We start from the raw sequence: 24,277 nt of genomic DNA on the forward strand, positions 1-24,277 counted from the left end.
AATAATAAACAATGGAAGTCAATAAATGTAATTAAACATAACCAAAGGATTGGGATCATGGCTAATTTATTTAATGTATCTATCAATCGGGTGCCATTACCGGCACAAAAACCTGTCACCGATGTTTTAAAGGTAATGCTAGGGCCAGACGCGATTGACAAAATCAATCAACTACTAGATGTAGGTGGTTTTGTACTAGGTGGCTTAAACGAACAGGCGGCCGATGTGTTTGCTACTAAGTTACGAGAAGCAGGAGCAACGGTTTCTATAGAGCTTAGCAATACAACCCTAGAATTATTCAGGGTTCGCCTGCTTTCCTTTGGTGAGCAAAAACTACAAGTCATAAAACAAGTCAGAGAGATTACTGGACTGGGCTTAAAAGAAGCCAAAACCTTAGTTGAGAGCAATGGCGTCGTCAAAGATAACTTAGATAAACCATCTGCTATAAAAGTTCATCAGAGATTATCTAGTGTCGGCGCTACCGTGGTTATTGAAGCTATGTCAGGCTCTGACAATGGTGAAGACCCTAAGAAACCCAAACCCGCCAAAGATGATAACTACTTGGTAACAGGTAAAGTCAGTCTTGCTAATGGAAAGCCTGCCAGCGGCGTGCTGATTCGAGCTTATGATAAGGACTTGCGCAGCGAGCAATACCTAGGGGAAGCCTCAATATCATCAACGGGCGACTACGCTATATCTTATAAACAAGAGCAATTTTCTCGCAGTGAAAAAAACAATACCGATCTGTTATTGCGAGTGTTCAACGAAGTTGGTATAGAGCTGGCGTTAAAAACAAAAATTAAAGATGAGCCAGATATATTTTTTAACAGTCCTAAAAAGATGGATATTGATCTACAGCTAGAAGCGTCAGCGGCTGTTAAAGCCTCAGAATATGAGCGTTTAGAAGGGTTACTAAGACCTGCGTTGGATAGTGCAGTACTCGCAGATCTATCTTTGCAAGATATTAGCTTTTTGATTAATGAAACGGAAATAAATGAATTCTCCGATGAGTTCCCTGCTGGTGCTAATAGCATTCACTTTATAGCCCAAAGTGCCAAACTCTCCTACGAAACGAATATACCTGCAGCAGCCTTTTATGGCTGGGCGCGTATGGAGTTTGGGCTTGTACGCAATGAAGCTACTGAACAGCCAACTTTAAATTTAGATACGTTACTGGAACAATCTGATAAATATCTAACAGAGGCATTAAAGCAGGCAATAGCAAAAATTATTATTCCAGCATGGTTAGCAGAGCAAATCGACTTAATATTAAGTCAACTGCAACGTTTACGTGACGAAAAAACACAACAAGAAAAAGACCATTGGATACTACATGAAGTAAAAGGAGTGTTAATAGACTCGGTAAGCGCTGAACCATTGGTCGGTTTGTTAGTAAATGCTCAACCTCTTGACGAAGACCGCTCGCTGCATTTGCAAGGAAGCATCACCAATGGGCAGGGTGAATTCATCCTCACTTATGCATTGCCTCCAGAGTCAACACTTTCAAATCTCTCATTGGTTTTAAATATTGAAGCCTCTAATGGTGATGAGCTTGATGAACAAGAGGTAAGCTTGCCAGTAGAGCAAAAAGAAGCTGTCATAATAAAGATAACTGTCCCTGTTCCAATAGAGCCCGGCGAAGCGTTACAGCTAACGGCATTACCCATAACGTTTTCCAATGACTTAAATACTTTTTTGAAAAAGAATAATCTGACCAATATCGCTGAGCTGCGTAAGCTTGGGAATCTTGAAACTGTAAAAGGATTGCCAGAAACACTGCGTGCAAGTGACGAGGTCAGACAATTACAAGCACAGGTTGATTTGTCTTTACTCTCTACTGACTTAAAGCCTGCAGAACAGATTAAGCAAAATCAATTGTTAATAGACAAAGGTTTCGCTAGTTTTTCTGCGATTGCTGATATGCCTGTAGAACAGTTTGTATCAGTCATTGGTAATGATGGGATTGTTTCACCAGCGATACAGCATGCACAAGCACGCTATCTAGATTTTCAATTGGCAAATGCCTATCTTGATATTAAAACAGGTGGTACGAATAACCCAGAAGAGCTTCAACAAGACTCAGCATTAAGCTGCCAATGTGAAGACTGTGTATCGGCACTAAGTCCAGGTGCATATCTAACAGATTTGATAGGCTATGTAACTTCGAACGTCACTCAAGCAAGCGGCACTGCCATTACGCTTGACTTTTTGGTGGATAACTTTCATCAACCTTTATCCAAACTGCCAATTAATTGTGCAGCAACAAAAACCCAATTAAGACAAGTTAGAATTGCCTGTGAAGTACTCCTTGCTGCTATAGATACCTCTCAATTAAATTTTGTGATTACTGACGAGCGCGTCGCTAAATATCGTCAGGCAGCCTACCAGTCATTGCTTAGAAATATAGGTACTTCCCAGTTTGACCTTGATAGAGCATCATCAGATGCCGATATCGAAGCCATTGCCAATCGTCTAGGTATTGACCCTAATTATGTAAAAGAATTACAGCTGCAATCGGGTGCTCACCAAATTTTAGCTAATGCGTTATCAGAGCATAATTTAGAGCGGATTTTTGGTTTGCCAGCTTATATGGAAACGTACATTGATATAGATATTCCACGGGTACGCTTACTTGATCCATTAAGGTTTTTAAAAGCAGAGCAAAAACGCCCTGAGCTTTATGACTGGCGATTAGAGCGTCTAAAAAAACAATGGAAAGAAATAGATTTTCCTGAAAGTCCGTTGTCACAAAACACACCGATTATTGATCCTGATGTGATCGGGCCTGATGATTTTCGTCATCCTGACGAGCTTAATACTGCTTTTGAGCTCTGGAAAACGAGGCGTGAATGGGTTGATGAACAGATTGCCCGTATTCATAGCAAGGTTATTTCCGATTCTAATAACCCCTATGGTCTAGCGACTGCTATTGCAGAAATTACTGTGCCCACGACGCTCGGTAATCTGATTGCTCAACAAGCGCTATTGGCAAACGATGCAAAGATTATCGAGGATGCAACATTTACTCAATGGCTCAGCGAAAGACAGTTAAGCGTTGAGGCGTTAAATGAGCTGGCAAGATTCGCAACCGATGTAGAAGTAGGTAAAGAATACAATGAGGAGGAATGGCAAACCTATGTAACCAATGCCACCAATATAATTGTCAATAGTGTAAAAAGAGCCGCTTATAACAGTTGGGTATTAGAAGAGGCTAATATTAGCTTGAATATGACGACATTTTGGCCGTCTTTGACGGAACCACAAGAAGGAGAATGGTCACTACTTTTGGAAAGTGAAAAACCACTGCTTGATCCTGAAAACATTGAACCAAAAAAGCTGCCAGACGGTAAGTTTGCGCTCACTGCACGCACATTATGGGACGAGCGCCGAATACAATTAAATGAGAAACAAAAAGAATACGCTGATATTTTAAAATCAAAAACGGCAGGTCGGTTAGACGCGATTATGAGTGATGCCTTTGGGACAGTACCTGATATTGAAAACATCAATACCAAGCTCAACAGTTTAGATCAGGCTGAGCAGTCAGAGGCAAAAGCACAAATATTAGCGTTAAATCTGGATCAAGAAAGCTTTATAACACTGGTATCTGCTAGTTTGATTTTAAAGGGTGACCAGCAAACATTATCTAATACAGTGCAAAACAATCTATCTGCCGCTCTAGTTTCTGCATATAAGTTTAATTTATTATATCAAGATTGGCTGTTAGAAGAAGCCCGTTTGCCATATTGGCAATCTCTCAAAGCGCGCTTACCAAGATGGCGGGCAAGCCAGTTACAAAGACAGCAATGGCAACAAACATTAAAGCAGGCGAGTACGCCGCCATTGATTGATCCTGATGTGATCTCTGGTGATGTGTTAATCGAGCCTATCATTGGCAACTTTGCTTATGATACTTGGCGCTCACGTACGAAGCTAATTGATATAGAGCTAAATACTATCCGAGATAGCATAGAACAAAACGGCAATGTTACCGATGATGTCATTAAGCCAGATGCTATAGAAAATTTATTTAGTGAAGAAAAATATCTAGGTATCTCTCATCAAGACCTGATAGCACTTAGTCAACTCGAAGAAAAAGGAGTTTCTATCACAAGCCGGCTACAGCAAATAGCGCTGGTAAGAGAGGCCTATTTATTTTTGTTGGACGTCGCTAAACGTATAGAAAAAGGATCGAAGGTATTAGCTGGTACACGTGAAAATATGTATGCCATTCTTTTGCAAATCTGGAAAATAAAACAGTTCGCTACATGGAGAGAAGAAGAGAAGAGCAGGCTTTCACTTAGCCCTGAGTTTTTTAAATATCCTACACAGCGTCCTACATTCACAGTGCAACAAGAGGCACAAAAATGGCGTATTGATACACGTAGACAACGCGAGTGGTATAGAACGCTAAAAGCAAGAATTGATCAACAAGAGGTGCTTGCATCTAGTCTTAAATCAATGGTCTCTGAGGTAGAAGAACAAACTTTACCGTTGCTTAGAAATGCTTTGGTAAACATCATTGACCCTTCATCTGATGATTTGACCATTAAATCAGAAAAGCTCACCAAGCGCTTTCTTATAGACCTGCAACAAAGTGGCTGCCAGATGACCACCCGTGTCAGCATGGCGCTGGAGGTCTTGCAAACCTTAGTATTCTCAATTAGGTCAGGCAAGATTGATATTGCGGATGTTGAGCTGAAAATAAGCTCAAAGCAGTTTGAACAAGAATGGAGATGGATGGGTTCTTATGCCACTTGGAAAGCGGCGATGGGCGTATTTTTTTATCCTGAGCAGATTTTGTATCCTTCTTTACGAGAAGAGCAAACATCTGAATTCAGTCGGTTAACGAGTAATACCTTGAATCAGCTTTCTCCTAAAGATGCTTGTAAAATAAGTGAAGCTTATTATGAGTACCTTAAAGACATTAGTGCTTTAGAAGTTAAGGCAACTTGCTGGGGAAGTACTTCGATTAAAAGCAAACAAGAATGTTTTACAGAAAGTATCTCGAAACAAAAAGTTAAAGACCTGTTTTATCTTTTTGGAATTAATAATGAGACCAAACACTGTTACTGGTCGACATTTGACTTGAAAGCTCAAGCGAGTGCAGCTTTAGCTGCTGCGTTTTTATTGAATGTAGAAAAACAAACATTTCAGTCTTCTTGGCAGCATTTACCTATTGGTGACGTAAATGTGACTGATATAGTAGGTGCAACAACTTATCAGAATAAAATGTATGTAGTTTTAAGAATTATCGTTAAAGAAAAGAATAAACTAGGTTCTCTACTGTATGACCTTGAAACGAACACATGGAGTGAGTTGGTTGAGTTGGGAATTCCTAGTAGCCCTAGAGGCGCTTCGTTTACCATGGTACAACAGGACCTTATGCATAATGAGCCCCAACCACCTACTATATGCTGCTTAGCTCTAACTGCTCCCAAAAAGTTTTCTTCTTATAAGTTTTCTGGAAGCGCTGGTTATATTTACTATAAGGAAAATATCGATAACCAATATTCATCTGTATTATATACAAACACCTTAACTAAAGAAAATACTTGGGTAAATAACAAATGGACGATTATTACTTATCTCGATCATCCTGTTTATCAAACAAATTATATTGTCGGAGAAGAGTCAAAGATTACTTCTGCTGTCCAATATAAAAATGGTTTATTAATTTCAGTAAATATTGAAAAGATTTATCAGTCAAGTACAAGTTCTAACTCTAGTTTACAAGGATATATATATGGCATAAAAGGTTCAAGTCTAACTATAGGTTTGAGTTTATTTTCTAATCAAACTAGAGACTTAGATGATTACCTAACAATAAAGTCTTCAATTAAAACTAAGAGCTCATACCTTAATGATGTTACAGGGCGTTCTGAAAAATCTATTAATGAGTTGAGGAATGAAATAGTTTCACTTGAGAAAAAGAAAGAAAGTATTATTTCAGAAGATGATTATACTAAATGGTTATCAGGAAGAAATGGACCTGGTTTGTATCCTATTGGTGCGTTACGCATTGATTCTAGCAAAAAAAATGTAACGAGGCTTCATGTTTTTAGTACGTATAATCTATCTTATGATGTTGAAGACCTACCAGATTCAGATGAAAAGTTAAATGATTTTGCTTCAAGTTTTAATGTATTTCTTCCAGAAAAAAAACTTTTGACAAGCTCTCAAAACAATAAAAGAATCTCACTAGCTACACATAATGGTAAGCCAATACTCAACTATAGTTACGACATCTTGTACAATATTGAAGTAGATACAAATTATTTTAGACCGGTATATTCCATTATAAACAGTAGGACTAATACTGGATTACTAGATGTAGTTTTCAAACTTGATATAGCTCCTAACCTACAATCAAATCCCATTCAAATCAGTACCGAAACAAATATTGAGAGCCAGCAATATAGACGAAATTGGATACACGAAAATAGCGTCTCGAACGACTATGCAAATAGAGGGTATTTAGATGAAGCATATTATTACTTACCTGTTTGGATCGCTGAACAACTCTCTCGCTATGGTCATTATAAAGAAGCATTAGAGTGGTACAGTCTGGTATTTGATTATAAATCTACTACTAATCGTAAAATTTCATGGGTTCTTCAGCAGGAAGACCGATTTGATCATGATTATAATAGGAATAGCGAATGGCCAGTGCAATTAAATCCTCATGCATTTGCCCAAAACAGAAAAAATACATATACCCACTTCACAATACAATCAATTATCCGCTGCTTGCTTGATTATGCAGACGCTGAGTTTACTTATGATACCAGCGAAAGCGTAGCGCGAGCTAGAAACCTCTATAATACTGCATTAGAACTGATTGAGTCAGAACTGCCTGTTCAACCTGAGAATAAGTGCTCAGCATTAATTGAATCGCTTAAATATACGGTCGAAGATATAACTTTACAGCCTTATTATGAGTATCTTAAATCAAGGTTGGGTGAGCTTAATTCAACACAGGTATTAAAAAACACACTGGTAGAGGTGCGTAATAAGCTAAACAGCAACTTCTCTGAAGAAAAAAGATTGGCTAATGCTTTAGAGGTTATACAAATGGCGTTGGGCGAGCGAAAAGCATCCTTAACTGCTACAGAGGTTATAACTAAATCTTTGCTAACCAAACAAGATTTTAGCCGGATACTACTTTCTAATTTAAATATATCTACTAACTTCTTTAAAACTGATCGCTTACTGTCAAGATTAGCCAGCTTAAACTCAAATATAACAGATAATGATAGTGCTGGAATTGAAACGGTTGAGATAGCTGATTTTAGCGAAATAGTAATAGGGTATTCCCCGCGCTTATCCTTTGAGTTTTGCATCCCCAATAACCCAACAGTTAAATTTCTCTTGCTAAGAGCCAAGCTTAATTTATTCAAAATCCGTAATTGTATGAATATTGCGGGAATGCAGCGTGAGCTTGAGCCATACTCAGCGCCGATAGACGTAGAGAGTGCATTGCCAAGTATGGGGGCTGGAGGACAGATAAATCTGGCAAGCGTGACGAGAATCAGACCGACACAATACCGTTATCCAGTATTGGTTGATCGTGCAAAGCAATTGACTCACTTGGCACAGCAGACGGAAGCTTCATTCTTTAGTACTCTGCAATCGTTAGACCAAGAAAAATACACTTTATTTAAAGCGCGACAGGACGTTGAATTATCACGAGAAGGCGTAAAATTACAAAAATTACGTGTGCGTGAGTCAGAGAATGGTCTTGGCTTGGCTGAGTTGCAGCTAGAGCGAACTGCTATTTTGGTTGAAACCTATGCTGAATGGTCAAGCGAAGATATGCTTGATTTGGAAAAGCAACTACTCGATCAGTATAAGTTTCATCAGGATGTGCAAATCCTTTCTGCCTTTGCAAATTATGCATCACATATAGCCGGTCTTGCTGTTACCGCTGCTGCAGGAGGTGCAACAGGAGGTGCCCCTGCCTCAGCAGCAGCTGCGGCGGCTATCATTCCAATATATGCTGAAACGGTTAGCCAAAGCGTGTTAGCAACAAGCCAATTCAAAATAAACACACTTTCACAATCAATCAGTATTGCACTACGCAATCGCGAATACCAACTACAGCATCAACTGGCAGAGCAAGATGTACAGATAAGTAATCAACAGATTAAACTAGCTAATGACCGCATTCAGATTACCGAACAAGAGCAAGCTATAGCCGAAATTCAGTCAGAACAAGCCAGCGGTAATGTTATTTTCTTACAAGAGAAGTTTACGAATGTAGAGCTCTACGACTGGATGAGCGGTGTGCTAAAAAGTATCTTCCGTTATTATCTGCAACAGGCGGCTGCTATGTCAAAACTGGCTGAAATACAGCTGGCGTTTGAGAGACAAGAGCCTTTATTCGGTGTCATTAAAGATGACTATTATGAATTGCCTAATTTCGATGGTAATAATTCGGCAAGTAGTGACTCTGCTACGGCTGATAGACGAGGGCTGACAGGTTCGGCAAGATTATTAAGAGATATTACCAAGCTTGATCAATATGCTTTCACCACAGATCAGCGCAAACAACAACTCAGTGTTAATTTCTCATTATCACAACTTGACCCCTTTGCCTTCCAACAATTTAAGCAGACGGGTATTTTAAATTTCGACACATCAGGTAAAGTGTTTGACCGACGTTTTCCAGGACAATATCTACGTCTGATTAAACAAGTTAGAATCTCGGTAATCGCGCTAGTTCCTCCTGTGCAAGGAATCAGTGCTACGTTGACTTCTAGCGGTATATCTCGTGTGGTAATAGCAGGTGATGTATTCCAGACTGTTGTTATTCGCCGAGATCCGGAGTCAATTGCCTTCTCCAATCCTATTGGCGCATCAGGTGTCTTTGAGTTGAGCCCTAATCCTGAAATGTTATTGCCCTTTGAAGGCAATGGGGTGGATACCAGGTGGGAATTTCGTTTACCAGAAGCCTCTAATCCAATGGACTTTAATACCATTGCTGATGTGTTATTAACTATTGAATATACGGCTTTGCATGATAGAACTTATCAGCAGCAAATACAGCAAGAGCTGGACACATATACCAGCTTCGATAGAGCTTTCAGCTTCCGCCAAGAATTCTCTGATGCATGGTATGATCTGCATAATCCAGAGCAGACGGACACTCCTATGAGCGTGAGTTTTGAGACGACATTGGCTGATTTTCCCTCCAACATTAATGAGCTAATCATTAGCCACGTATTAATGTATTTTATCGCTGACAGTGACTTGCCTAGTGTCTTCGCAGCTAAACTGTTCTTTACACAACATCAAGATAGCAACACATTAGGAGGCGAAGCATCACCGATTGATGGGGTAATCCGCTCAAATACGAACGGAACAAACTGGGCTGCCATAGGCGGGAGCGTACCAAAAGGGAAGTGGCAGTTGGAGCTGCCTAATATCCCCGTTATTAAACAACTATTTTCAGATGAAAAAATTAATGATATTTTGCTGGTTTTAACTTGTGAGGGTGAGCTACCTAGTTACCTTATGTAATATGGCTTCGGAAATTGTAATACCTTACATAGATATTTATAAATTTGCCATACATAAGGTATTAAAATTTATGATGGATTTTGAAAAGAATATGATTAATTCTAGTGGTTCAAATGTATTCAAATCCCAGTATTAACAACATGACTTAGAAAAAACACAATTCGAATCTTAGTCATTACCTGTATACAGGTAATGGTATATAGAGTTGTTTTGAGGTATTTAATTTATAGTCGTTTCGTATGTGTATATGCATTATTGATATTCTCAGCCCCTTGATGATGAGTGTAATGCATCAGCTTGTAATCGATGTGATTAGTCTAGTGGCAGATGATGACATCGATTAGTCGGTAACCTTTTCTCTTCATCATGAATTGTCCTTAAAGGTATGAAGAGGTTTCAACAGTAAAACCTAAAAATTTAACAACCGTATAGTATAGTACTGCTGCTATATAACAAAACCCCCTTGTAGCGCGCGGCATACAAGGGGGTTTTATTATGTATCGTTATATATGATAGTGCGCCCACCAAGACTCGAACTCGGATCGATCGCTTAGGAGGCAACTGCTCTATCCTGTTGAGCTATAGGCGCATTATGGAGTGCTATTGTAAAAAAAAGCTCGTATAAAAGCAATCAACAACGACAAATAAAAGTGATTTGACTTTACGCACCATTGCTAAGAGCGTCAGCTACTTGTACTGAGCTTTCATCTGCTGTAGGTTTGGCACGCGATGTCGGGTTAAACAAGTCATTTAAATTATTTCTGTAACCTTCAATATTTTCATAGTCATACTGTTTTAAAATGTCTTGTCCGACACTTGATAGTATGAAATTGCGAAAGCTTGTAGCAGCAGGGTTTTCGGTTAAAATCACGCCATCTACCGTTTCGGTGTTTTTTAGCGCATAGCTAAAAGAGGATAGGTTGCGCGCTTCTTTATTATCATTTGGCGTATCGGCATTTTCATGCTCATCGTTATCTAGGCTGTTGTTTATAATATCAGCAGTCTTATTATGCTCAGCTTGTAACGCTTTAAGAGATGCTTGCAAAGGTGCTAAGCGGTCTTTAGTGATTTTATCATCGGCCATAATAATATCAGTATTGACAATATATCTTGAATTTTTGTTAATTGCGCTATTGTCAGGAGTAGTAGGATTATTAGAATTCTTAAGATCTGGTAAGTCTAGTAATTCATCAGTATTTACGTAGCGTGCTAACACTTGCAACTTAGGATAGCGTGATTCAAAGCGAACAATGACATCATCTAACGGAACTTGTAGCTTATCTTCCGCCTGTACATATAAAGTTCTAGTAGTAACTGAGTCGTCCTCATCAGCAGAGGTGTCACTATTAGTACTTGCCATTATAGGAAGTGGGTCTATACTTCTGCGATTACTGTTCCATAGCCACGCAAAAACGCCAATAAAAATAGCCAGCAGTAATAAAACCAGTCCTGCCAATAGTAGCTTATAGTCTCTCATAGGTTACTGCTCATCTTATATTTCAATATATGGTTCAAATTATTTTAGTATTTTTTCTAATGGGGTTAAGAGTTCTATTTAGGGTCGATGATGCAATACCTCATTGGTTAGTTCCGCCAGCATATTATCAAAAGTATTCTCTTCAGTAGCTGATTTGGCAGACTCAAAGGTCTCCGTTTTTTCGATTGGGTTTACTACGTCTGTTTTTGTATTATCTAAAGACTGAATATTCGGAACAGAGGGTTTTACGCTTGATTGATGAGCGGCTAGCGGCGATTCGCCATTATTAAGTAGACTCTTTAACCATTCAAAACCATGAACCTCCCACCATGCTTCAAAGCGAGGTAAGGTGCTTCCACGTATAGCGGTCGGTAAGTTTAAGGTGCGTAATGTTTGTGCCAGTATGGGATCGGTAACGATTTGATTGCGACTAAGATAAAGCGACTTTGTGTTACCATCATAAGTCTGCCGGCGTTGCCAAGCCGCATGATCGACTTTCATACGAGGTAATTGCCACAGCTCACCGCGAAAATAAACGACATAAAGTCGCTTTTCGGGATGAACAAAAATAGCATCAATGGGACGCAGTGGCATAATAGGCAGTCATCTCGTATTTGAAGTTCAATTGGGGTTAGATATTAGTCAAGCTCACTGTAAATATATACCTTACGCAAGCTGAACGACACTGAATGTCGTAAGCGACTACGTGACTGAGCAATATGCTAGTAAATCTCTAGCATCGGTGGCACACTATGACACTACGCTATAGCGTATGTATCTTTTGTTTACGTTGTTAGATGCAAATGCCATAAATCAGCAACTAGTAGCAATCAATAACAATTGTTATTGATCACCAATTGAGGTCATCTTAGCAGAAATATATGATTGGCACGACCGCCAATATTGAGCTGATAAGTGTTGTCATTGGTGACTTTTATTTTAAGAGCCATGATATCAAGAAAACTTCTGTTTAGATATAATGCTTCTATATTATCATGAATGATCTCTCTGGATATTTTATCAGGTCATCTACGATCGATTAAATCTCTTTATACCGCCTCCATTGCATTGCTATTATCGTAGCGTGTACTAGGTATTGTTTATCTTATTTTAATTAGATTATTGTTTATGTTTAGAATTATTCAGTCCCATCGTACCGAGATTTTGGTTGAACAGTTATTGGCCGCTTACAAGTCCAAAAATCAGCCTATATTTGAAGAGTTTGTCGTTATTGTGCCATCGATGGTGCTGGGTGACTGGTTGGATAAGTCTATTGCAAGCCAAGCGGGTATCAGCACGTTAGTCACGACGACATTTTGGGGTCAGTATCAGTGGACATTGATGCAAAAATTGTTGTCTGAGCACAATACTTGGTTGGAGAATAATCAGCGCACGCAAGAAATTATTACCGTGCCAGAGGTGGCAGTACTGACTGGCTCGGTGATGCAGTGGCGCCTGTTCGGTTACTTTACCTATTATCAAACGCAGATTATGACGGACGATAAGCATCCGCTCTATCCGTTGCTATCAGCTTTAATAGACGATGAGGCTGATCGCAGTCAGCAAGATGTTCGGCTATGGTCGCTTGCGACTGATTTTTCGCGAGTATTTGGTCGCTATCTGAATCACCGTGAGGAATGGTTGACCTTATGGTCTGAAGGTAAAGCGCTAGACGTGGAGACGTTGGTTGCTGAAAAGGATAAGCTGACGTTAGAGTTTGATAAATACGCTGGCATGACACCTGAATGGTTAGTTGCGCATTATGTAGAGCTAGAGGCGGCGCAGCGACATCTATGGCGGTTATTATTTGCCTCTGTATATGAGCATCGCTCTTCTATTGAGCGCCGGTTTTGGGAGGTTATGACAAAGGATAGCAGTGAGACAGGCGTCGATATTAAGTCGATCTTGCCGACTCAATTGCATATTTTTACGATTCAGCAATTGCCGCAAAACGAGCTAGATTTTTTACAGCGCTTGTCAAAACATCTCGATATTACCTTGTTGCATTACAATCCATCGCAGCTTTTTTGGGCAGATATCGTCGATAAGCAATGGCTACAGCGCCAACAGGTAATTAATCCTGAAAGTGTGTTTTTGCGTGATTACGGGCATACCTTGTTATCACGTCTTGGCAAACAATCGCGTGAGACCTTTGCGATGCTGGCAGGGCTGTCTGGTAATGAGGATAAAGATGGTTTTGTATTGGACTGGCAAGATAAGTTTGATATAAAAGATGAGTATCAGGCTTCTTCAGTCAGTCGTAGTGATGAGCGGCCGATGAGTCTGCTTGCGCACTTGCAGCAAGATGTGTTGATGCTTGATGAAAGCTCAACTCAGCAAGTTACAGCAGGGCGGCTCAGTGCTGCGCTTGGGACACAAATGGCACTCAACCTAGAAGATTCAGAAAACCAAGCCGACGTTGATAGCCTCAATAGTAATGAAGTAAATAGCCTAAGCAATGATAATCATCATTCAAACCAGCACATAGAACAATGGTACAGCGACGATACGCTAAAAAATAAATATCATGAGCAACCGCGTCAGTGGAATATCTCACAATATGACAATAGCCTAAGTATTCACTCTTGCCATAACCTTCAACGTCAACTTGAAGTACTACGCGGAATGATCGGGCGCTGGCTTAATGAAGCCAATGACGATGGTAGCATGCGCCACTTATCTGACATCGTTGTGCTTTTACCAGATGTGGAGCGTCATCATGATTTGATTACCTCGGTATTCGTACAAGGCAGAGGGCAAGATGGCCTGACGCTCCCGGCCAAAGTCACAGGGGTGGTTGATAAGTCGATTCGCCAACTGTGGGAAGCTATTAGCGGATTTTATAGTTTGCTAGGTAGTGACATGGCACGTTTTGAAGCGGCGGTAGTCATGGATTGGTTAATGCTGCCGCCACTATATGAAAGTCTTGGCTTAACCCATGAGCAGATGAGCCGTGGCTGTGACTTGTTGGAACAGGCGGGCTTTGTACGCGGTTTTGATGAAGCGCATTTGCAGCAGACATTAGATGCCGCAGACTATGACTACCGCTTTAGCTTTGCTTACGCTTTGGACCAAATCGCCTTAGGCCTAGTGATGCCAGAGGCGGGTATCAGTGATTGTCTGTATCCGGACAATTGGCAAAACGATACCTTAGCGGAAAAAACCGTGCCTATTTCAGCGATTAGTTTAAATGATGCGCCTATCGTTGAGGCCTTATGCCGTGTCCATGCTGGGCTCAATATGTGCCGACATGACTATCAAGCAAGCTATAAAGCCGAAGAGTGGTTAGACCGTATAGAAAACCATATCATCCATCCATACTTTGGTGCGCTCGATCAAACCCGCCCTATGCGTGCTATTTTCAATGCCATGAACGGTTTTAAAAGTAGCTTAAGGGCCAACCGCCATTATCAACGCTATCATGCTCAAATAGATGATCAATTAAATATTGAGACAACTGCTGGTAATGTTTCTGCTGGCACTGACAAGCTAAATGCCGCTCAAGTGGAAGCACAGTTATCGAGAGTGAGCACCTTGCCATTAAAGCTTAGCTTCATGCTTAGCAGTATTGAGGACGAGCTAGAAAGCCAGCAAGTCAGTGCCGAGCCGACAGGGGTCATTACTTTTGGGCGTTTCGGTGCGCTGCGTAATGTACCGTTCGGACTGGTGGTGATGCTCAATATGGATTTGTCTGAATTTCCAAATCGCGACCGTGATAACCGCTATGATTTGATGAAAGCAGGACTGGCCAAGCGCGGTGATAGATTTAGCGAAGATGATGACAATGGGGCATTCTTAGACGCTGTACTATGCGCGCGCAATGCGTGCTGGATTTTTTATAATGGTCAACGTTTAACCGATACCCATGAGCATTTGCCTGCCAACCCAGTCAGTGAGCTATTGCAGTTTTTGCGCGGTGAAGTGCAATGGCAGTGGGATCCTCTTAAAAATGCTCAAAAAGAGGCGCAGGCTGATTTAACTGCTCAAGTGCAACGTTATCTACCTGAACTGATTGAGAAATGGCTTGTCACGCGCCATCCAGCGCTACCCTTTGCAGATGAAGTATTCGTACAGCCCGACTCTTTATCTACCAATTCTAGCTATGAAAATAATGTTGAAAGAAACAATGAGCAGGATGACGGTCAAGAGCTTATTCAGTCATTAACGCGCGCGATGCAAAGCGAAAAGCTTTATCAAAAAAGCACCAATGCGCCTGCAAAAGTCTGGCAAGCGGTGTTTGAGCGTCTGCAAGCGCAAATTGATACGGACACACCCAATCATGCTATCAAAGTCGTGCTACCTAATAGGGCTGAATACGCTGCTATTGCCGCCGCTATCACTCAACCTATTGAGCTAACCGCTGAGCACAATACGTTCCTTTTTGATGTTCAGCAGGTTGATATGCAGTATTTGTACTATCATGTACGTCATCCGGCAAAGCACTTCTTAAAAGAGCAGCAAGTGCATGTTGTGTTGCCAACAGAAGATACGATGCATCAGGAGCCGTTAGCGTTATCAGGCTTGGGTGCTTATGCGGTGAATGCGCAGCTACTAACTGACTTATACGCAAGCTCCTATACTAATAGTGATAATGCAGAAGAACGTCAGCAGACAACGAAACGTTTAAATGGTTTGCTATATGACCGAGTCATGCCCGCTGGCGTCGCCCGTCAATCGACCTTACAGTATCAACAGCTAAAGATTACCCAACAATGTCAAGACTTTGCCGAGCAGCTAACTGCATTGGGTATTGATGTTAATACTGGTATGAACAGTGATGTAAATACGGAGCAATGCCTGAAATTATTAACGCCATGCGCGGAAAAAATGGTCAGTGTGCAAGCACCTGCTATGAATGCACAAGGTCAATTGCAAATCAAAGGTGTTGTACCGCTAGAGATTAATACGCCAGATGCAGCAATTTCACCTAAGCTCTGGCTAAATATCTTACCCAATAGTGCTCGTACGCAGCATTTATTAAGCTTTTGGTTAGCTCATGTGTATTGGCAAGTATCGCGATGTACTACTGAGGCACAAGTCGCTGACGGTGATGGCAAAAGTATCTGGCGCTTTAGTAAAGGTAGTGATGAATATAAAAAGTTTAAAGGTAAAGCGACCTTTGCACTTGCGCCGATAGACTATGACACGGCATTAGCAGAGCTGCTCAAATGGGTTAGGTTTGCACAGATTGCCAGCAGTACACCGATGACCGTGTTACCTGTACACGCGATGACTTATTTGGATAAAGTGAGAGAGGCGCAAAAGGGGGATACAAGCTATCAGCCGAAGCGTAGTGACTTTGACAGCTGGTTATGGGCAGGCTTTAACAGTGATGTCATCTATGATACCTGTGCCCAGCACGAGCTTTGGCAGTATATATTACAAAACCAAGATGCCTTTAGTGCGCTTACCGATGCTTTGCCGTCTTTAGCTCAGCCATTGTTTGGGATGATGGATAACGCGTTAGAGCCGTTATAGAGCCTGTTTTATTGCTCTTATAAACTTCTTAACAATCTTCTCAAATATAGACCTTTTACAGTACTAATTTGTGTTTTTGTAGCATTATTTTAAAGCATTGAACAAGTGATTTCTTATGGATCAGTATGATAACGATAGCAGCAGTCTTAATAGCGATTTTAATAGTATGAGTCATGAAACGGATGCTTTTGCTAGCACTGCAACCGATAGCGTTAATGATGTTGATAAGGTGGCCGAAAAGTCTGAGCAACCGCCTGCAGTTCGAGTGCCGTTAACTGGTAAGTACTTGATAGAAGCTTCAGCGGGTACAGGTAAGACATGGACGCTGACGGGCATTGTCCTACGCTTACTGATTGAAGCCAAACGTGCTCCTGAACATATCATCGCCACTACCTTTACTCGGGCAGCGGCGGCTGAGATGCGCGAACGTATTCATGCGCGCTTGGTTGATTTTTATCAAGTACTGCAATGGCTCAATAAGCTGCAAGCTGATACCAATACTCATTCAATTTTATACCCGCAATTTAACAGTATTAAAACTGACAATATCAATACGAACAACAGCACCAAGAAAGCCGACTCAAAATCCACTGATAACGCCAAGAAAGCCAAAGAGACGAGTAAAGTAAGTCCTGAGCAGAAGCAAGCGCGCCTGCAATGGCTAGAGACGCAAGCCAAGCTGGCAGGAACCGCTGATCTCGTGACAGATCCTATCAATAGCCATCTGATTGAATACCTATTGGATCATACGGAAGAATATCCTTTAGCCGATGCTATCAGACGCTGTGCGTTGGTACTGACGACGTTAGATAAGCTATTTGTTGGTACATTAGACAGTCTGTCACAAAAATGGCTGTCTGAGTATAGCGCGGAAACGGGACATCAGCAGGGCATGCAAATTAGCGATGATGAGCAGACGGTGATAGAGAGTATTATTCATGATGCCGTACGTGCGCATCATAGTTATATGTACTATCAGCAGCCTGAGATATATCAATTACTACAGCATACCAATCGTCTGACCACACCAGCAGATCATCTAAACGTAGCACAAAAGTCCTTGCAATTTATCTCCACACCTATTGAGCCTGTTGATTTGGGCGAGCCAATAAACTTTACCGCTTACCAGCGAGCACTAGATGATTTTAAAGACTGTGATCTAACAGACGTAAAGCCGTACTTTGATAAAGACTATCGCAAAGCGCAAGGGATGACTTGGAATGCAAGTCTTGCTACTAAAGTAGATCATATAGGTAATATACAAATTGCCATTCAAAAAAACGGCGCGGCATTTTTTACCCATTTGGATGAGGAAACCCAAAAGTTTTATGATGCACTGCCTTATACATTTCTCAGTAAAGACGATGGCGGCAAAGGTTTTAATAAAGGTAAAGAGCTTGCGCGCCAAACCTTTATCAATCTAGACAGCATAAATGCTCTAAAAACGCTACATGATTATACTACGCAGATTGAGCTGTATCTTGATGGGCTCATTGAAAACCTAAATCGTGATATCGCGTTAAAGGTAAGACAAAAGCTACCATCGGTCTTAGAAGAGCGACGCGAGACGACTTTTGCTCTACAAATGGTACGGTTGAATCAAGCGCTAACCGGTAAACAAGGGCAGCGGCTGGCACGTTATATTCGTCATCATTATCCCATTGCCCTGATTGATGAGTCACAAGACATCAATGGTGAGCAGGCGCGTATGATTGAGCGGATCTATCTGTCTAGGAAGACTGATAATAAAGACCCTCGTGCGCAAGACAGAAGTCGCGGCTTCTTATTATTGGTAGGTGACCCTAAACAGGCGATTTATGGTTTCCGTGGTGGTGATGTGGCCAACTACAACGCCATGAAAGCAAGGTTTGATGATAAGCATATTATGAGCTTGAATGTGAATCGACGTTCAAATGAGCGCTTAATCACGGCACTGAATCACTGGTTTGGACGCACAAAACCTGCTACCGATGTGAATGAGTCTACAAGTTCAGGCGTTGTTGATGAGTTAGCCCAGTTGGGTAAGGGTATTTACTACCAGCATATTACTGCGGTTAATACGGAGTCGCGATTATCTTGGCAGCAATCAACCGCTGAACAAACTGTCAGCCTATCTTCTGAAACCGCTTCCATTGCATCAAATAGCCCAGTTAGTGTCATCCATCTGCCTTATAACAAAGAAGCTAAGCACAATGCTTGTGAGCTGACTGCCTTACATATTGCCGCACTTCTTGGTAGTGATCAGACCATAGAGGGACGACTATTAAAACCAAGTGATATCGGTGTATTGGGCCGTACCAAAAAAGATTTAAAGCAAGTCGAAGATATGCTCGCTAAGCTTGGCGTGCCGACATTAGAGACGGCGGAGAACAACGTCTTTGACACGCCTATAGCCGCTGATCTAGCAGCATTGCTAGAGGCCATGCTACGCCCGCATCGCCGTGACATTATCAATCGAGTGTTGACCAGTCATTTTTACCAATTAAGTCTCAACGATGTGCAAGCACTGATGCAAAGTGTGGATGACGAAAGCTTAGAGCAAGCTATTGGAATATCAGATACAGATGGTGAACAAGCTGCACTTAAGCAGCGTTATCAAGACTTCCAAAATTATATAAAGATAGCCGCTAGCCAGTGGCAGCATAATGGCATCTTGTCTGCACTGCATTATTTGTTTGGTCATAACCCAATGGCCTACAAGACAGAGAGCCATACAGGGCGTCCAACAGAACGTCAGAGTATTTGGGTAGGTCTTGCAGACTTAGAAGATGGGGCACGCCATCTGATGGATTTACGCCATCTAATGGATATCTTAGCTCAGTACGGGATGCATATTGGTGAGCATGAAATGCTGGCATGGTATAAGAAAAACATGAATAGTAAACGAACACCTGAATGGGCGAAGCAGCAACCATTGCCGACTGAGTCAGGTGTCCAATTGATGACCATTCATAAATCTAAAGGGTTAGAGTTTCCAGTGGTATATGTCATTGGTATGGATGGGACTAGCAAAAAAGCCGGTGATAGCAGTAAACATAATTTATTTTTATTCGATCACAAGAGTGCTGATAGTAGTAGTGATAACGATAATAATAGTGACGTCAACAACATCCATAATAACAAGACTGAACGTCGTCTATCTGCTTGTAAAGGCAAGCCGCATAGTAAATCAGCAAAAGGAGAGACGCCAACGGATTACTATGCTCAGTTTGAAACGACTGAGAATTATGAAGAGCTTAGACGCTTAGCCTATGTGGCTTTTACCCGCGCCAGTGAACAGCTGTATATGGTATTAGCAGATAGCTTTAACAAAACGGGTGCTGAACGTAAACCAAGCCTTAAATGGCTAAGTTGTGAAGATCACAAGTTCACACTGCCAGAGCGTTTATACGATCATATTGGCTGGCTAGAATATAGTACCGTTGCAACCAATGCTGAGACTATAGTTAAAACTAATGGAAAAGCTACAAAGACTGATAATAATGAAATTAAAAACGATGCTGATACGTTGCTGCGTATTGATTATCAAGATGCCTACGCACAGATTCGAGTAAATTACTTTAAGGGTTGGGCAAAAACCAGCTTTACTGCACTGTCTCGGCAGCTGAGTGAGCAAGGCAAAGCCTTAGCTGTGTTTGATGATGGTATAGAGGATGACTTAGACTTAACGGATAGTGTGGATTTAACAGATAGTATGAATTTGTCGGCTGCCTCTACATCTGGAAATATAACTAACGCAGAAGGTAACGAGAGTAGTGAGAATAACTCTGCTTTAATGACGGTAGATAATATTCGTTTTCGTTTTGTAAGAGGCGCCAATGCGGGTACATTCTTGCACGAAGTTTTTGAAAAGATAGATTTTAATAATAACAGTAAATGGTCAGCGATTATTGATCAAGGTATTCGCCAATATCAGCTACCAGTTAGCTATACCAGTGCCAGCAACCAACAGCGTCTGCTACAAGACATACCCTCAAGCGCAAGTGATAATGAAAGTGCCAGTGTAGTACCTATAGAAGAGGACAGTCAATTAGCCGTTGCTCATGATGAGCTGATGACATGGGTATCAGACGTACTAGCAGCGCCACTGTTAGCCTCAGGGCAGCCATTACAAGCCATCTCGCCCAAACAAAGTATTGCTGAGCTGAGCTTCAATATGGGACTGGCTGATGACTTTACCCCTGAACGTATTAACGAGGTCTTTAAGCAGCACCTACCTGACGATCCTGATAAGCATATAGAGCTCACAGCGCAGTACTCTGATCATATCTATCGCTATTTGCGCGGTGAGATTGATTTAGTATATGAGCACGCGGGTAAGTTTTATGTGGTGGACTATAAAAGTAATTATTTAGGAAATAGCCTAAGTAATTATGATTATGAAAACCTCAGTGCAACAATGAATAAGGCTGGTTATTGGTTACAAGCAACCATCTATCAAGTCGCGCTACATCGTTTTTTACGGTTACGCTTGCATGATTATGAAGGCAATGAAGAGCAGTATCTAGGCGCGGTAGAGTATCTCTTCTTACGCGGTATCGACTCTCAAGATAGCCAGAACGATGCTGTTGAAAACATTGAGAGCAATGTTACTAACAATACTAATAATAATGTTAAAAGCTATGGCCGTATTCAATGGCAAATACCTTTTGCGCTAGTACAAGCGTTAGATGAGATGTTTGGCACTCCTAAAGTATATAGTTAACACACTTTAAAATAGGTACAGTTTAATACCAGCAGCACGTGGGAGAAGGTGCGCCAATTTTGTTTAGCATAAATTATAGTACGATGATAAAAATGGATGAATAATGAGTAAATCTACAAGTATTACGCAGCGAGTAGCAAGCAGTGGCCAAAATCAAGGCGCTATCGATATTGGTAGTAGTTGGGCAACCACTGTCAGTCAATATTTATTGCAACGAAGAGGGCAGACGCAGGCAGCCTATCAAGCTCAATTGCGACTTGATGAAAGTGATGTACACCCTGCCACACAGGATTGGTTGTTTGAGGCCATTTTTGAGGTGCTTATACAGCGCTTAGAAGAGGGTCATACCGTAGCCATGCTTACAGACGATGACAGCCAAGCAAATCCGGAACTAGAGTCTGAGAGCTATACTGGGCTTTTAAATTGGCAACAGCAGCTAATACAACCATTATTACAGCCACTATTGAGTCAAGCTGAAGGCATCTTGGGTCAGGTAGTTGATATTGATTCACTTATGAATAATGAGCACGCATTATGGAATGCTGCGCTATTACAGTCGATACTATCGCAATACGAGCAGCAAATTCTACAGCAACGCTATAGGGCAGCGACTGAACTTTATCAGTATTTAAAAACAATGACAGCGACTAAAACAAAAGTACCATCAGTAAATAGCCTAAGCAAATTCGTACAAACTTTAAGAGAGCATCCATTAATTCAGAACAGCAAAAACAACTACAACTGGAAAGATATTAGTCAAAACGATAGCCCGATCGTTTTTCAAGTAAAAGAAAACACGCAGTTTGATAAGCAAAAACTAATACTGACTCTATGGCTACACCGTACATGGCAGGCAGAGTATGCACTCGCGCACAATATTATCCGTATCAAAGATCAGACCGTTGACATTTTACCGATTGCATTAAATCCACTTTTAAACACTGAGCAACAAGATGCCATTCATATGGCCAATCGTTCAGCGTTTAGCATCATTACTGGTGGGCCAGGTACCGGAAAGACGTTTACCGTCGCTCAGCTAGTAATGGCGCTCCATCAAGCACAGTCAGAGGGCGAAATAGAAGACAAAGTAGGGGAGGCATCCACCAATAGCGTAAACCTTGCCCTAGCTGCCCCAACGGGTAAAGCAGCTCAGCGTATGCAGGAGTCCTTGCAAGACGCGTTACAACATGCAGGCGTAGCAATGCAGCTGCCAGAGGCTAAGACCATTCATAGATTGTTAGGTATTGGGCAGGGCGGGCAGCCTCGCTATCATAAAGACAATCAATTAAGCGAAGATATTATCATCGTAGATGAAGCTTCTATGCTTGGCGTAGAGTTAGCCAACTATTTAGTCAGTGCAGTCAAACCAAAAGCTCGGTTAATTTTATTGGGAGATGCTAATCAGCTAGCGGCAGTAGACGCTGGGGCAGTACTGGCGGACTTATGCCGCATACCAGCATTACAAGAGGTACATCAGCGTTTAGAGGTTAGTCGCCGCTTCACAAAGGAGTCTGGTATCGGTAAGCTTGCAAAGCTAATCAATCAAGACGCTAGTGATATAGGGCGAAGTATGACAGCCGTTTGGCAGCTAATGCGTGAGGATGAGACTTTAGAATTTTATCATCTGACTCATACACCCTCAACGCAAAGGGACAATGATATAAATAATAAAGATAATACAATAAAAAATAGCCTAAGCAATCATAAATTTTATTCAGAAATACTCAAAAATTATAAATCCTATATGAATCAAACCAACAAAAATTTAACAAGGGTAAAGGTAACCAAATCCATGCCAACGGCAGAGTATATCGCAATTTTCGATGAACTAATTTCACTACTCAATCAATTTAGGGTGCTCACTGCCGGACATCATGGACGCTGCGGGGATCATTCTATTAATCGCTACCTAAGTGAGCAGCATCGCAATCAATTAAAACTACCCTTATCCAAATCTCCTTGGTACCACGGTCGACCTATAATGGTATTACAAAATAACTATGAACTCGGCTTGTTCAATGGCGATATTGGTATTTGTCTACAGACTGAAGGCGGGCGTTTGCAGGTATTTTTTGAGAACAAACCACAAGGTATCTCAGTAAATATGCTCAGTGATGAGATGATTGCTACTGCGTATGCGATGACGATTCATAAGTCGCAAGGTTCTGAATTTGAGCATGTTGCTATTAGCTTTGACGATCATAACGCGCGGCTGCTTAGCCAGGAGTTAATCTATACAGCAGTTACGAGAGCAAAAAAGCAGGTGTCGGTATTTAGTACAGAAAGCGCATTTGCACAAGCTTTGGCTACACCAACGGTGCGCCAGACAGGATTAAGCTTGCAGTTTGAAGGGTCGATAGAGTAGGTGATAGCAGCTATAATAATATTTATCTATTTAATTTCAAAAAATGTTATCAATAAAAAAGCATCCGATTTGGATGCTTTTTATATGGAATATGTAAAGTTTGAGATTATAATTTGTCTTCTTTAATAGCGTAAATGCCAGGCAGATGACGCAAGTAACCATGAAAGTCCATACCACAGCCATAAACATAACGGTCGGCGACATTAATACCGACAAAATCAACCTCGAACTCTGCAACTTTGCGATCATGTTCTTTATTAAGTAATACACAAGACTCAATAGAGAGTGGCTTTTCTTTCCCTAGCTCTTCTACGATAGCTTTTAGAGTAATACCTTCGTCAAAAATATCATCAATTAGTAATACGTGTTCGCCTTCAAGACTAACGTCCGGTTTGAATTTCCAATCAAGGTCATTGGTACCTTCGTTATTACGATAACGTGATGCATGAATATAGTGCATACGATGATAGAAGGTTAGATGAGTCAGCAACTGACCAGCTGGAATCAGTCCGCCATTCATAACAACCATAACGATTGGATTAAGACCGGCATAATGAAGATTAAGTTGAGCGGCAAGACGCTCATAGGCCGCAGCTACTTCGATACTACTAATGAGGCATTCTGAGTTGCGCAGGGTTTTTTCAATTTCTTGATTACTGATTTGAGTCATGAGTTGCGCCTTCGAGGAAAAGTGCCGCTTATTTTAGCAAGTTTTGGTGAATTTGCCCAA

The 24,277-nt window shown here is 41.2% G+C and carries 7 protein-coding genes and 1 tRNA gene; 4 read left to right on the plus strand and 4 right to left on the minus strand.

What is annotated here, in order from left to right:
* The first annotated feature begins 57 nt into the window (after positions 1-57).
* Positions 58-9,522 (plus strand): ribosomal protein L7/L12, encoded by a 9,465-nt coding sequence (locus tag ACS8FC_RS09855; RefSeq protein ID WP_439296617.1) that lies wholly within the window; start codon positions 58-60, stop codon positions 9,520-9,522.
* A gap of 516 nt (positions 9,523-10,038) precedes the next feature.
* Here ACS8FC_RS09855 and ACS8FC_RS09860 read toward each other — a convergent pair.
* The 3 genes from ACS8FC_RS09860 to ACS8FC_RS09870 all read right to left on the minus strand — a co-directional run bounded on the left by ACS8FC_RS09860 (position 10,039) and on the right by ACS8FC_RS09870 (position 11,593).
* Positions 10,039-10,111, minus strand: a tRNA-Arg gene (locus ACS8FC_RS09860).
* Positions 10,112-10,183: 72 nt separating this feature from the next.
* The gene (locus ACS8FC_RS09865; protein ID WP_439296618.1) at positions 10,184-10,999 is read right to left on the minus strand and encodes a hypothetical protein; all 816 of its coding nucleotides are present in this window, start codon (positions 10,997-10,999) and stop codon (positions 10,184-10,186) included.
* 78 nt (positions 11,000-11,077) lie between these two features.
* A complete protein-coding gene (locus ACS8FC_RS09870) occupies positions 11,078-11,593 on the minus strand; it encodes a hypothetical protein (protein WP_439296619.1) in 516 nt (171 codons plus the stop codon).
* Positions 11,594-12,127: 534 nt separating this feature from the next.
* Here ACS8FC_RS09870 and ACS8FC_RS09875 point away from each other — a divergent pair.
* From ACS8FC_RS09875 to recD, 3 genes are all read left to right on the plus strand, one after another.
* Positions 12,128-16,477: an exodeoxyribonuclease V subunit gamma gene (locus ACS8FC_RS09875; RefSeq protein ID WP_439296620.1), complete on the plus strand. Its 4,350-nt coding sequence runs from the start codon at positions 12,128-12,130 to the stop codon at positions 16,475-16,477.
* 115 nt (positions 16,478-16,592) lie between these two features.
* On the plus strand, positions 16,593-21,182 hold the full coding sequence (locus tag ACS8FC_RS09880) for a UvrD-helicase domain-containing protein (RefSeq protein WP_439296621.1): 4,590 nt from the start codon (positions 16,593-16,595) through the stop codon (positions 21,180-21,182).
* A gap of 103 nt (positions 21,183-21,285) precedes the next feature.
* A complete protein-coding gene (gene recD, locus ACS8FC_RS09885) occupies positions 21,286-23,547 on the plus strand; it encodes an exodeoxyribonuclease V subunit alpha (RefSeq protein WP_439296622.1) in 2,262 nt (753 codons plus the stop codon).
* A gap of 106 nt (positions 23,548-23,653) precedes the next feature.
* Here the strand turns inward: recD and ACS8FC_RS09890 are convergent, their stop codons facing one another.
* Entirely contained in the window at positions 23,654-24,217 is a 564-nt protein-coding gene (locus tag ACS8FC_RS09890) for a hypoxanthine-guanine phosphoribosyltransferase (RefSeq protein ID WP_299220671.1), read from the minus strand.
* Positions 24,218-24,277: the final 60 nt, after the last annotated feature.

The sequence above is a fragment of the Psychrobacter sp. 1Y4 genome, from assembly GCF_051847555.1.

Bases quoted from the DNA above. Each gene is read 5' to 3' on its own strand.
- ACS8FC_RS09855 (WP_439296617.1), top strand. From the start codon at position 58: ATGGCTAATTTATTTAATGTATCTATCAATCGGGTGCCATTACCGGCA.
- ACS8FC_RS09865 (WP_439296618.1), bottom strand. From the start codon at position 10,999: ATGAGAGACTATAAGCTACTATTGGCAGGACTGGTTTTATTACTGCTG.
- ACS8FC_RS09870 (WP_439296619.1), bottom strand. From the start codon at position 11,593: ATGCCACTGCGTCCCATTGATGCTATTTTTGTTCATCCCGAAAAGCGA.
- ACS8FC_RS09875 (WP_439296620.1), top strand. From the start codon at position 12,128: ATGTTTAGAATTATTCAGTCCCATCGTACCGAGATTTTGGTTGAACAG.
- ACS8FC_RS09880 (WP_439296621.1), top strand. From the start codon at position 16,593: ATGGATCAGTATGATAACGATAGCAGCAGTCTTAATAGCGATTTTAAT.
- recD (WP_439296622.1), top strand. From the start codon at position 21,286: ATGAGTAAATCTACAAGTATTACGCAGCGAGTAGCAAGCAGTGGCCAA.
- ACS8FC_RS09890 (WP_299220671.1), bottom strand. From the start codon at position 24,217: ATGACTCAAATCAGTAATCAAGAAATTGAAAAAACCCTGCGCAACTCA.